Source organism: Hyella patelloides LEGE 07179 (assembly GCF_900659865.1).
Taxonomy (GTDB): Bacteria; Cyanobacteriota; Cyanobacteriia; order Cyanobacteriales; family Xenococcaceae; genus Hyella; species Hyella patelloides.
Genome location: NZ_LR213833.1, coordinates 16,496 through 28,944, shown reverse-complemented (window position 1 = coordinate 28,944; position 12,449 = coordinate 16,496). Strand labels below are relative to the sequence as shown.

Below are 12,449 nucleotides of genomic sequence, written 5' to 3'. Positions count from 1 at the left end.
AACTTAATGATAACTATTTTAATATACTACTAATGTAGTTGGTCTATACCTCTTCTATTATAGTACTCAAATATTAACAGCGAACGAAATAAAACAGTAAAAATAATTTTCCCAACGATAGTCTTAGCATACCTAGACCAAGAAAAAGGAAATGCATCCTAGACAACATAATTCGTCATAACTCAAGAACCAAGAGGAGACTGAAGAGCTTATACTTTAGTTTTTATGAACTATTTGTTAAAGTTTTTTGTTTAATCTGGGAATTGTGTAAGTAGCTTGTAACTTTTATTTCGTTGTTTATTCATTTTAATAAAATAATTATTTTCAATATTCAAGGTTCAATATTTATTAATTAAGATATTTCTGATTTAATAATCGCCATTCTGTGACTATAGTAGAAGGAATTTTCAACGCCATATCTTGAACTGTATTATCATCTTTTAATAAAGAAAAAATCAGTTTTACAGAGCCTTTAGAGGGCAATTGAGATAATACTTCTGTCACATCATATTGACCAACATTAGAAGCAGGAGTATCTTGAGCAAAAACATCAGAAGCAATTAAGATCTCACCTTCAGAAGTAATCATTTCCAAAGATTGGGGATGTCTAAACTCTACTAAACCAGGAAACCCTACTAAACGTAAATAATATTTGATATTTGTTTGTTCTTTATCTTCAGGAAAAAGAATTATTTGCCAGGCTCTTTGCTGTTTATCTTTAAGAGAATGTTGAGCATGATAACGTAATACCCCTGGTGATTGATGATGTTCTCGCAATAGTGCTAGTGCAGGAGAGACAAATAAATTGGAGCTAATCAACAATAAAATACTTAAAAATATTATAGAAATTGCTTTTTTCATTGACAATAAATGACTAAGTATTAACGATCGATATTCATAATTTAAAAAAATATATATTTGGTAAGTTAGCTGACTCAGAAAACAACCTGACACTATCTATCAACTTATTTAAAATCGCTTAATTGTTCTAACTGATATGCCAAAGCCAAAATAGTAGACTCTTGAGCGGGTTTGCCTACTAACTGTACTCCTGCGGGTAATTCGTCATTTGATTTAGTGGGAATAGCGATCGCTGGTTGTCCTGTTGCATTCCAAATCGGACAGGGTGCGATCCAGTTCACAATATTTTGTAATGTCTCTTCTGGAGTAAGATGCGCCCATTGGTTAACCTTAATTATAGGATGGGTATAAGTAGGTAGTAGCAACACATCATAACGATCGAACAAACTAACAGTCTGACGCGAAAATAACTGCATTTTAGTTACTGCTTGTAGATATTTCCCTGCACTACCCGATCTACTAGCAATCCATTGATTCATTGGGCTTAAAAGCTCTAGAGGAATATTAGAACAAGTTACTCCCGCACTCCAAATTGTTGAAAAAGGTTCAATTAATTCAGTAATATCTAAACTGATAGGCTCTATAGAATGACCTAAATTTTCTAACTTATTAGCTGTAGTAGTAACAGTTTGTTGAAGCGCAGAATGGATTTTGGGAAATGGGGCAATTGCATCTACCATAGCAATACGTAGCTGAGGTAATGGCTGTTGAGTTATTTCTAAAAAAGGTATTTGAGGATCATTGAGCCAGTAAGGATCGCCTGGTACATAACCAGAAATGATATCGAGTACCGCAGCACTATCTAAAACATTTCTGGATAACATTCCATAGCTGGCAATACCATTCAAATAATCTCCAATAGGAGCAAAGGAGACTCTACCTCTACTGGGTTTTAAGCCTACCACACCACAACAAAAAGCGGGACCTCTAATTGAGCCACCACCATCGCTACCTTGAGCCACAGCGCATAATCCCGCAGCTACCGCAGCAGCAGCACCTCCACTAGAGCCTCCCGCAGTGTATTCTAAATTCCAAGGATTGCGTGTCGGGGTGAATCCTGGGGGTTCAGTATAAGGTAATGAGCCTAATTGAGAAGTAGCCGTTTTACCTAAGATAGTTAATCCTGCATTTTTGAGCTTAGTAACAATCGCATCATCGTGGTTGGCAATTTTATCTTTTAACGCAGATACACCATAACTTATAGGCATTTCTGCAACAGAGTTTAAATCTTTGATTGCGGTAGTGACTCCAAACAGAGGAGGTAGTTCTGTAACATCTTGAGTTTGAGCTAATTGTTCGGTTTTTTTCTGGGCATCGGCGATCGCTTCTTCAGCTGCAACGTGGTAAAAACAACCTAATTGAGAGTTATATTGCTCAATACGATTGAGATATAGCTCAGTTAGTTCTAAAGGCGATATTTGGCGTTTTCTAATCAATTCAGCTTGTTGTAAGGCAGACTTTTTAATAATATCTGGAGCATTATCTAAAAACATTACAGAATTTTCAAAGAGGAATAAAAACTACACTACATCTTCCTGGGTGAGATGGGAATTAACCAATAGGAATTGCTTTAATCACTGTAACTATAATTAGAATGATCGGAGATTTCACGGTGATAGCTGATTACTGCTCTAAAAGGGAACATCATCATCGTCATAATCACTGGATATTACGTCTCTTCTAATAACTACTTTTTGTTGTTTAAGAGTCGATGGTTTTGTTTCTTCTTTGATGATTTCTGATGATACCTGAGAATGTGCAAGTTGTTCTTCTATAGTTTCAGTTGTAGAAGCTATTCCTGGTTGATAAGAGTCTTTGAATTCAATTACTTCTCCATCAAATTTTTGAGCTACTAATTCCACTGCTTTAGCAAAATCATCGGGATTTTCCACAGAAGGAGTAGTTGCTGCGGGATAACCATTAGTCTCTGACTGAAGGTTATTTTCCGTGATTGGCTCTTTAGCAATAGTAACAGGAGATGTAGGAATGGTTTGAGGTTCTATATTTTTAGGTATTTCAGGAGGAGCTTTAACACTTAATTCCAGGTTCGCAACATACTGGTTCTTTATTCGAGAAATCTCCTCGTCTCCTTGTTCCCCCGTCTCCCTTTTCGCATCATCATAATTTTGCTTGTTTACAGTATCTTGTCTGATTGGGTTAGAAGTATTCGATATTGGCGATCGCTCATCAGGAGCAGTAGTAGCAACTTTAGTAGCAAATTTACTTTGTTTTGATGCGACTTCTAAGGTAACTTTAATCTTACGCTGACATACCTTTGCAAAAGCAGCCTCAATATTAGGTACTCTCCCTTGATTCATTTTTTGTGATTTTGCAGAACTAATACCTACTATGGCAGCAGAATCCGTCAGACTAATGAGATGACATTGTTGACGCAATAAAGCTTGAGTCATGGGAGGATGAATACAATCAATTACTTGTTGCCAAATTACAGCTTGTCGATCGGGAGAAATTGATGCATTTGTAGGTGCTGATACTGGCGGTTTTTGTTTTGCTGTCACTGCTTGATTATTGATTGGTATCGCAGTTGCAGTTCTTTGTTTTCTGGTATCTGGAGCAGTTTCTTGTTGTCTATGGTCAGAATGCTCTTGCACAGGAGTTTGTGTTACTTTTTGCTGTTTTGCGATCGCAGTTTGAGAAGTTTTAGGTACTGCTTGATGTTGTTTTGCTGTATTTTTCGCTTTTGGTTGTGTTGGATTCTGATTTGTCAGCGCAGCGATATTTGCTTGATTGTTAACGGAATTTTCATCGGTTAGAGGCTGTTTTCTAACTGTAGCAGTATTATTGTGATTTTCTGGTGCTAAGGGTTTGTGTTGCGTAATAGTTTTTTGCTGTGGAATATTCGGGGAAATAGCAGCCTTATTCAATAATCCTAAAAGAGTTACCTCCAACCATAGGCGGGGTTGAGTAGTATTTTTAATCTGTACTTCCCCGTCTTTAAGCTGTTGCTGTCCCTGTAAAATCGTTTCAAACTGCCAATGTTGCGCTTCAGTACATAGATGTTGCCAACAGGTTTCAGTGACTGCTACTAAATCTTGACGGTTTGGGGAAGTTTTCGCAATTAAGAGATTGAGATAAAAACCAGCTAAATTTTGCAGTAATACTAAAGGCTCTCGACCTCTATCCATTAAATTACGGCATTGTGTCACAATATCCTCAATATCTTCTTTTCTGATAGCTGAAAGTAAAGCTAATAAATCCCTTTCAGGGACAGCGCCCACTAAATCCCAAATCTTATCTACGGTAATTTTTTCAGGAAAGAGGCTTAACTGATCTAACAAACTCTCAGCATCTCGTAACCCTCCATTAGCGATTTGAGCAGTCAAGGTAAGAGCTTCTGTAGCGATCGCAATATTTTCTTGCTCTGCGATATATTTCAAATGACTCACCATCGCTTCTAACCGAATGCGCCGATAATCAAACCTTTGACAGCGTGAAATAATGGTTGATAGCACTCTCTGAGGGTCGGTAGTAGCTAAGATAAATACCACTTGTGGTGGTGGTTCTTCCAAAGTTTTTAACAAAGCATTGAACGCTGCGGTACTGAGCATATGACATTCATCGATCGCATATACTTTATACCTGGACTGCACTGGAGCAAAACGCGATCGCTCAATAATTTCCCGAATGTTATCAACTCCTGTATTACTAGCTGCATCAATTTCGATGACATCCAAAGCATTACCAAAGGCGATCGCTTGACAAACCTCACATTTTCCACAAGGAATCGGAGTAGGCTTATCGTGAGCCAAACAATTTAAAGATTTCGCTAATATTCTGGCACTAGAAGTTTTTCCTGTCCCTCTAGGTCCTGTAAATAGGTAAGCAGGAGCGATTTTTTCTAGCTCGATAGCATTGATTAAAGTATTAGCGATCGCTTCTTGACCGACTAAATCTTTAAAAGTTTGAGGTCGATATTTGTGGTGTAGAGGTTCGTAAGACATAAGGTGAGTAACCAACAAACAAATACAATATAAGTGGGCGGTGTCAAATTTTCCCTGTAAAATCAAGCAAGGTTAGTCAACGAAGAAAAGAGGAAGCGGTCAGACCCCGCGTCGGCGTAAGACGCAAGGGAATGCTGACCAAGAGAGGAAGTGATGTAACTCGGCACGAGTTTTCCATTCCCATAGAAGGCGCACCAAAAGATGAAGATTCATTTTGTGTCTTTTTGCGCTTTTACTGAACTCTTTTCATTTTCGTGGATTTAGTTAATCTTGTTTCTATGAATAAGTATATTTGATCTAAGGTCGTGAAGTTATGCTTCAATGGTTCAATAAGCGGGCAACTTCCAGTTCTTCATCTGAAGAACTAGGAGGAAACAGACAATATTCTCCCTCATCTGCATCTGCTTTAACAGAGGAAGATTATGAATTTTTATTCAATCAACTTTTAGATGGAGTTGCTCATGGTTGGCATCTCGGAAAAATCATTAAATTTTTTAACAATATAGAATCTCGTAGTCATCCTTCAGAGTGGGTAACTTGGCTGGGAAGATTTGAACATAAAATTGTTTATTCTGACGATCCCTCACAGCGTAGGGTAGGCGCAATCATGATGCGCTTTAGTGAATTAACTCAATCTCATTCTGAATTACAACAATTAAGCGAAGTTTTTCAGCGCATTGGGAAAAAGTTGTTTATTGGTAGTACTTTTGAATTGATCTGGGAATATGATGGATTAGATCGAGTTACAGAAGAAGATATTGATTTAGAAGTAGCAGATACTAACGAACCAGAATTAGCAATTACCGACTCCGAAGATGAGGTATTAGAAACGCTTTTGGGAACGAATCTCGATTCAACTGTAGAAGTTGCTAACGAACCAGAATTAGCAATTACCGACTCCGAAGATGAGGTATTAGAAACGCTTTTGGGAACGAATCTCGATTCAACTGTAGAAGTTGCTAACGAACCAGAATTAGCAATTACCGACTCCGAAGATGAGGCAATTGGTCAAACTTTAGATGATTTTCTTAATTCAACTTTAGAATCTATCAGTGAATCAGAAGAAATAACACTTGAAACCTCAAAAGACGCAATTGGGGAAGTAGACACAGAAGATCATCTAAACTCAACTACAAAATTTACAGAACAATTAACTAAAAGCCCTGATTTGATTGCTGAAGCAGAATCAACTACAGAATTTACAGAACAACCAACTAAAAGCCCTGATTTGGTTGCTGAAGCAGAATCAACTACAGAATTTACAGAACAACCAACTAAAAGCCCTGATTTGATTGCTGAAGCAGAATCAACTACAGAATTTACAGAACAACCAACTAAGAGCCCTGATTTGGTTGCTGAAGCAGAATTTTCCCTAGAAAAGATGGAAACAGCCAAAGATAAAGATGCAGAAGATGAAACCAACTCCATAGAATCTCTGACAGCATTAACCGAACAATTAACTGTGCTACAGGGTGTTCCTTCTGAATCAGAAGAAGATACAACAGAAAAACAAACTCAAGAATTATTTGCCAAATTTACGGAACAGCAAACTGTAAGCCCCGATTTGATGACTGAATCAGAACTTCCAGAAAAAGAGCTAAACGACTCAGAAAGCTCAGAACAAGAGACTAAATCTTTGGAATCTCTCGAAGCATTGACTAAACAATTAACCGCAATACAAGACACTATATCTGAGGAAGTTGGTATGGACAATCAAGGAGATACCCATATAGAAGTTGATTCCGAATCTACATTAATCGCTTCAGAGACAGAACAAAATGATTCTTCTACCTCATTACCAGTAGCATCTTTTATCGAGGCTACAAAAACCCTTGTACCCCAAACTAAAAATAAAAATACTACTCCTTTGACTTGGGAAGAATTTATTTCTGTTTTAGAACAAGACCCCAATTTAGCACAACAGATTGCCCAGTATTTAAAAATTTCCAGTACTAATCCTCAAGATATAGTACAAGCAGCGATCAATCGATTAACTAAACAAGAAGAAGCAATCCTTAGTCCTGCTACGGTAGAATTAGTAGAAAGTTGGTTTAATCTTGGTTTAAAGCAAGCCAGTGCTGAAGATTTTCAAAGTGCGATCGCTAGTTGGGATCAAGCCCTCAAATTAAACCCCAACCTCTCAGAAGCTTGGCACAATCGTGGTAGTGCTTTGGGTCGTCTGGGAAAATACGAACAAGCCATTCAGTCCTTTAATCAGGCTATCAAAATTGCTCCAGAACGCTATCAGGCTTGGAATGACCGCGCCCACGCTTTATATCAGATACAAAAGTGGGAACAAGCAGTAGAAAACTGGGACAAAGCTATATCTCTGATGTCGGATAACTATCAATTCTGGTACAATCGCGGCTGCGCCCTCGAACAATTACAACGCTATGATGAATCTATATCTAGTTATGAAAAAGCTTTAGAAATTAAACCAGATTTTCAACCAGCAAGATCGCGGTATATTAATTTAGTAACAGAAAACTCGTCTTCACCTGCAAATTAGCTATGATGGCGATAAAGTAAACTAGCAGCTAAACTTTCATTCACGTGAAATAGTTTGGTCTGTAATATTGGAACCGCAAAATTTTAGGTTGTATCCCGCTATGACGGAATTATCTAACAACACCAAAGAAGAACTAGGAATATCAAGCGAACAGAGAGTAACTCAACTTCGCGATTTAATCGATACTCTGAGAATTGCTGATGAAATAGCCAATAAAGGTTATCTAATTAGTAGTTCAGAACTAGCAGACCTAATGGATATCAATGCCAGTGCTGTCACCAGCAGAGGAGATCACTGGTCTTGGCGTAATTGGGTCGTCTCCAGAGTCAGAAGAGAAGGCAATCAAATTTTGTGGCAACTAGAAAAGGTTGACTAAACCTTAAATACAATAAAACGACAAAAAATGACTTTATCCGTACCCCAAAAAACACCCATAAACGTTCGTCCTCTACAATATCGCGACCTAGAGGCGGTAAAAGCCCTGGCAAATCAATGTGTAGGGCAGGAGGCTTCTGAACGTTTGGCAACTGTGGACCGAGATATTATGCAAGCTAGTTCGTGGTATGGACTAAGGAAATTTTTACGTATTTTGCCCTATTCCCACAAAAAAGACCGTAGAATCTATGTCGCTGAAGGGGAGCAGCAAATTCTTGGTTTGATCCAAGTATCTCCTTTTAATAGTACTGGTAGTACTTGGCGGGTGGAAAGAGTTTTAATTGATGAAACTTTACCTCAGCTAGAAACTGCTGCAAGCCAGAAAGCGATTGGTTCTCAATTACTTCGTTACTGCTTAGAAAATATCTGGGAAGCTCGCACTTGGATTTTAGAAGTCAATATCAACGACAAGAATCATTTAGCTCTTTACCGCGAAAGTGGTTTTCAGCCCTTGGCTCAAATGACCTATTGGCGATTGAAATGGGAAGCAATTAAAGAATTGGCACAACAAAATCCCGATCTGCCTAATCTTTTACCAGTGAGTAATGCCGATGCGGGTTTACTCTATCAGTTAGATTGTGCTTCGATGCCTCCTTTGTTGCGTCAAATTTTTGATCGTCATATTCCTGATTTTAAAAGTAATATTTTTGAGCGAACTATCAGCAAAATCCGTCAATGGTTGGGCAGAACAGAGGTTGTCCAAGGGTATATTTTTGAACCTCAAAGAAAAGCAGCTATTGGTTATTTTCAGTTGGTGTCTTGTTCTAAAAGTTCTCGTCCTCACCAAGCAAAATTAACTGTTAATCCAGCTTATACATGGCTTTATCATGAATTGTTAGTGCAAATGGCACAAATAGCTCATAAATATGCCGATACAAATGCTATTAACCAAGGAACTAGTCCATTACCATCCCTAGAGTTTGTTTCTGCTGACTATCAATCAGAAAGAGAGGAGTATCTTAACAAGATAGGAGCTTTTCCCGTGGAAAATACTCTCTTAATGTCTCGTTCTGTATGGCATAAAATCAGAGAAACTAAACCGTTAGAAGGTTTGCAGCTATCGGATGTTTTACAAGGATTAAAACCCGCGCAAACTCCGATTCCTTCTCGCATTTCGTGGCTTAAATTGATGTCTGATAATTACTCGAAACATCCCAACCACGATATTTTTACGGCTAAACCCTCTGAATCGACTTCTAAAGTAGAAGAGCGCTCTCCAAAGTCTCCTAAACCTCCTAATAATGGTCATCGTGCTTAGAATTGAAGCCGTGATGTCAGGATAAAAAATAGGAACATTGTTGTCTGTTTACCATTTTCTTATTCCTACTCGCGCTGTTTAATCTTTAACTGAGTGGTACAAATTATTTATTATTTATGGGTGATAGAGTAGCTGCTTTAGGGTTAGATGTGGGTAGAAAGCGAGTGGGGGTGGCTGGCTGTGATGGTACTGGTTTAATTGCTACAGGAATCACTACAATTGCTCGCACTTCTTTTGCTAGTAGATATCGAATGCGAGTCGTGGCAATTGTAGAGGAGCGAGAAATAACTTTATTGGTTGTGGGTTTACCGTACTCGATGAGTGGTAATTTGGGTTCTCAAGCTAAAGAAGTACAAAAGTTTACCAAAAGAGTAGCTACGGCTTTAAATTTACCTGTAGAGTATGTAGACGAGAGATTGACCTCTGTGGAGGCAGAAATGCAGTTGAAGGCGCAGAAACGCTTTTCTACTTATAATAAGGGTATGATTGATAAACAGGCTGCGAAGATTATTTTACAGCAATGGTTGGATGAACGTCGCCAACGCAATTCAAGAATAAATAAGCTTAATGAAGAATAGAGTTGAGATTAGGTAGTAGTTGTTTTGCCATACAGATTAGTTTAATAAGTAGTTTAATAAGTTTTAGTACGAATTAACAATTAAATTATTATTTTTATTGCCCAGTGTCCTAATAATGGAATAAATAAAAATCCTTCTATCAAAATATTATAAACCCAACGAGGTGTATTAATATTGATTTTCCAGATATAAATAAGATTTATTGTGAGAGCTAAAATCATTTCTGGATAGAAAGAAATAATCTGATTTTTTACAGCAAGAGTAATAAATAATAATACTAATAAATTCATAGCAGATAAGATTATTTTTGTTCCTTTGACTCCTGCTATTGTTGGCAAGGTTATAACTCCCTTCTCTTTATCTGATTGGATATCTCTGATATCAAAAATATGAGAATTAGTAACAATAAAAACGAACATAAATAAAGTAATTAAACCTGTGGCGAAATTAAACTGTGCGTCTGAATAGGCTATAGGTAAAGTAATTACAGCATAAGTCAAAACAGTCCCGACAATCCAAGCTTTGGAACCAGGAATATCTTTCAAGCGATACCACTGAATTGTTGATTTACGGGGCATACAAGCACCGCCCTTCGAGGAGTCCGCTCCATCTGGGGTCTCCCCAGATGCTCGCCCTAAAGGATACCGCTCCGCATATGTCGGACGTGGCGGTGTCAGCCCCTCACTTTTCCCAGGAAATAAAGGCACACCATACAGTAAAGGAATAATTCCTGCAATACTTATGTAACGAACTCTTAGAGGGGCATTATATAGTAGTATTATAGTCAAAGAGATCGCTGTTAATAATAAAACCCAAATACAAGGCTGCCGAAAAAACAATTGTGCTTTATTGTCAGGGATTTTTTGTACGTAAGAATCAAAGATGCGATCTAAATTGTAAGGAATTAAAGCGGTCACAAAAATAAGTGCAATGGGTTGCCAGCTATCACCTAAGTCTAGAATATTCTGAGTATAAAAGCCCAATGATGCCAGAGCAGCAGCTACCCAAATACTAGGATAAATTAATAGTTGTAAAAAGCGATCGTATAGCCAGTTAGCAGTCAAAGAATGTGACCATTCAAGTTTATTAAATATCATTGTTATAGTTGAATAGATTTAATTGAGATGTTATTTTTATAGTTTGAGGAATTGAGAGTAAAACAACAACTATTTATAGTAAAAAAAATATTATCGAAAAATAAAAATAGATGTCAATCTAGAATAGGTTCGTAACCTTGATGTAATATTTTTTCGCCAGAAGGTTTTATCAAAACACTGTCATCATCACAGTGTATATGAGCTACATAATACTGATTTTTTGACCTCAGACTTACAAATAAATCAAGCTCATCTTTTTCTTTAACTTGATATAAATCTCCTGGTAAGGGTTCAGGAGTCATAAAGTAAGGACTGACACTTTCAAGCTGTTTCCACCATATAATAAGTTCTGATTCTTGCATATTGGGAAACCAAAACCAACGACGATATCCATATTCTTCTACAAGTAAAACGCAAAAATCTACTAGATATTTCTCTTTAATTTCTTGTTTCATGATTTTTAGCTAAAATTAGCTATTTACATTTAAGTAAAATTATTTTTAATTGTATTATTTCAATTTAGCTCTACTTACTAACAGCAATATAGCTCTACCTAATTTCTCCTAGTTTAATAGTTTGTCCATTAGCTAAAACTACCGCAATAGTTAATACTGTGTGAGAAGGAATTGCAGAAATAGCGATGGTAGTTGAGAAACCACTATTGTTAGCGTAGGATACTTGATGAACTTGGGCTACATCAGGACGAGATAAGTTAACAGGAGTTTCTGTAATAGTTTCTGTTCCATGCAAAACTACTATTTTAGAGGCGGGGAATTGTTGAGGGATTATCCAACCACTTAGGGTAATAGATTGTTCTGTCGCAGCAATCGGAAATTGTGGGGAGTCGAAATGAAAACCGACTAAAGTATTTGTGTTTGGGATTTTGGGTACGTTGATTAGTTCTAAGTTTTGATTTCGTAAGGTGTGACGGGTTAGCCAGTAGCGATTTTGTTTGATTTCTAATTGTGCTTGTTCTAATTCGCTTTGCATTTGCTGAATTAGAAATCGCGATCGCTGCCAGTCTGCTAAGGTAGATTGTATAAGGGGGGATTCTTGGCGACGTTTGGCTCTCAGTTGTATTGCTTCGCGATAGAGTTCGATATCTTCACGATTTAGTTTAGCCAGACGATCTACTAATTGAGCATCATCAAGAATTTCTTGTAAACATTTTTGATATTCGGGATAGCGATTACTATTTTTAATTATGGGTTGAAAGTTGTTCCAGCCCATAACATTTTTAATTTCTTCTAAGTCTTGTAAATAAAATTCTTGAATGCCTACAAAGTCAAATTCAGCTAACTGCATTCCTTCTATTTTTTGACTGAGAAAATTTTTCATTTGAGGGATTTTAGCAAATTCTAAAATACTTAGATCGCCATCAAGGAGTTGAGCATGAATGACGTTATTACGGTCGTTGATTGTTTTAGCAAAAAAGTATTCTGAAATGAGGCGAAATAGGGGATGTCTCAGCCAAACTATTCTTTTAGCTGCGGGAAAGTAATCTTGGTATTTACTTGGTTCAAAGTGTCCGTGAATTACTTTGATTTCTTTACTAATAGGGTTTTCTGGTTGATGAATTCGATCGGGAGGATAGTCTCCGAGAACACCATTTAAACCATAAGTATCTGTTAAAACGTGGCGAAAAGCTGTACCTGCTGTTTTCGGTATATGAACGGAGATTAATTCAATCATTACGAACTAAGAAAGGAAGAAAAAGTAATAAGGAGTAAGGAGGATGTAAAAGGTAAT

General features: G+C 37.2%; 10 protein-coding genes. 4 read left to right on the top strand and 6 right to left on the bottom strand.

The features are described from left to right. Positions 1 to 348: 348 nt before the first annotated feature. From H1P_RS12680 to H1P_RS12670, 3 genes are all read right to left on the bottom strand, one after another. Entirely contained in the window at positions 349 to 861 is a 513-nt protein-coding gene (locus tag H1P_RS12680; protein ID WP_144867617.1) for a DUF3122 domain-containing protein, read from the bottom strand. 104 nt (positions 862 to 965) lie between these two features. Further along, positions 966 to 2,354: an amidase gene (locus tag H1P_RS12675; protein ID WP_144867615.1), complete on the bottom strand. Its 1,389-nt coding sequence runs from the start codon at positions 2,352 to 2,354 to the stop codon at positions 966 to 968. A 138-nt stretch (positions 2,355 to 2,492) separates the two neighbouring features. Further along, a complete protein-coding gene (locus tag H1P_RS12670; RefSeq protein WP_144867613.1) occupies positions 2,493 to 4,823 on the bottom strand; it encodes a DNA polymerase III subunit gamma/tau in 2,331 nt (776 codons plus the stop codon). A gap of 313 nt (positions 4,824 to 5,136) precedes the next feature. On the opposite strand from H1P_RS12670, the gene H1P_RS12665 reads away from it, so the two are divergent. The 4 genes from H1P_RS12665 (at position 5,137) to ruvX (ending at position 9,603) form a co-directional block, all read left to right on the top strand. Continuing rightward, complete coding sequence (locus H1P_RS12665) at positions 5,137 to 7,332, top strand: tetratricopeptide repeat protein (RefSeq protein WP_144867611.1); 2,196 nt, start codon at positions 5,137 to 5,139, stop codon at positions 7,330 to 7,332. Between the two features lie 100 nt (positions 7,333 to 7,432). Next, positions 7,433 to 7,708 (top strand): hypothetical protein, encoded by a 276-nt coding sequence (locus H1P_RS12660; RefSeq protein WP_144867609.1) that lies wholly within the window; start codon positions 7,433 to 7,435, stop codon positions 7,706 to 7,708. Positions 7,709 to 7,735: 27 nt separating this feature from the next. Further along, a complete protein-coding gene (locus tag H1P_RS12655) occupies positions 7,736 to 9,025 on the top strand; it encodes a GNAT family N-acetyltransferase (protein WP_144867607.1) in 1,290 nt (429 codons plus the stop codon). Positions 9,026 to 9,141: 116 nt separating this feature from the next. Continuing rightward, a complete protein-coding gene (gene ruvX / locus H1P_RS12650; protein ID WP_144867605.1) occupies positions 9,142 to 9,603 on the top strand; it encodes a Holliday junction resolvase RuvX in 462 nt (153 codons plus the stop codon). 80 nt (positions 9,604 to 9,683) lie between these two features. Here ruvX and H1P_RS12645 read toward each other — a convergent pair whose 3' ends face one another. From H1P_RS12645 to H1P_RS12635, 3 genes are all read right to left on the bottom strand, one after another. Beyond that, positions 9,684 to 10,700, bottom strand: coding sequence for a UbiA family prenyltransferase (locus H1P_RS12645; protein WP_144867603.1), 1,017 nt, complete (start codon positions 10,698 to 10,700; stop codon positions 9,684 to 9,686). Between the two features lie 113 nt (positions 10,701 to 10,813). Beyond that, on the bottom strand, positions 10,814 to 11,155 hold the full coding sequence (locus tag H1P_RS12640; protein WP_144867601.1) for a hypothetical protein: 342 nt from the start codon (positions 11,153 to 11,155) through the stop codon (positions 10,814 to 10,816). A 94-nt stretch (positions 11,156 to 11,249) separates the two neighbouring features. After that, the gene (locus tag H1P_RS12635; RefSeq protein WP_144867599.1) at positions 11,250 to 12,392 is read right to left on the bottom strand and encodes a sulfotransferase family 2 domain-containing protein; all 1,143 of its coding nucleotides are present in this window, start codon (positions 12,390 to 12,392) and stop codon (positions 11,250 to 11,252) included. Between the last annotated feature and the right edge of the window lie 57 nt (positions 12,393 to 12,449).

Coding starts and splice junctions, on each gene's coding strand:
- H1P_RS12680 (WP_144867617.1), bottom strand. CDS start 861: ATGAAAAAAGCAATTTCTATAATATTTTTAAGTATTTTATTGTTGATT.
- H1P_RS12675 (WP_144867615.1), bottom strand. CDS start 2,354: ATGTTTTTAGATAATGCTCCAGATATTATTAAAAAGTCTGCCTTACAA.
- H1P_RS12670 (WP_144867613.1), bottom strand. CDS start 4,823: ATGTCTTACGAACCTCTACACCACAAATATCGACCTCAAACTTTTAAA.
- H1P_RS12665 (WP_144867611.1), top strand. CDS start 5,137: ATGCTTCAATGGTTCAATAAGCGGGCAACTTCCAGTTCTTCATCTGAA.
- H1P_RS12660 (WP_144867609.1), top strand. CDS start 7,433: ATGACGGAATTATCTAACAACACCAAAGAAGAACTAGGAATATCAAGC.
- H1P_RS12655 (WP_144867607.1), top strand. CDS start 7,736: ATGACTTTATCCGTACCCCAAAAAACACCCATAAACGTTCGTCCTCTA.
- ruvX (WP_144867605.1), top strand. CDS start 9,142: ATGGGTGATAGAGTAGCTGCTTTAGGGTTAGATGTGGGTAGAAAGCGA.
- H1P_RS12645 (WP_144867603.1), bottom strand. CDS start 10,700: ATGATATTTAATAAACTTGAATGGTCACATTCTTTGACTGCTAACTGG.
- H1P_RS12640 (WP_144867601.1), bottom strand. CDS start 11,155: ATGAAACAAGAAATTAAAGAGAAATATCTAGTAGATTTTTGCGTTTTA.
- H1P_RS12635 (WP_144867599.1), bottom strand. CDS start 12,392: ATGATTGAATTAATCTCCGTTCATATACCGAAAACAGCAGGTACAGCT.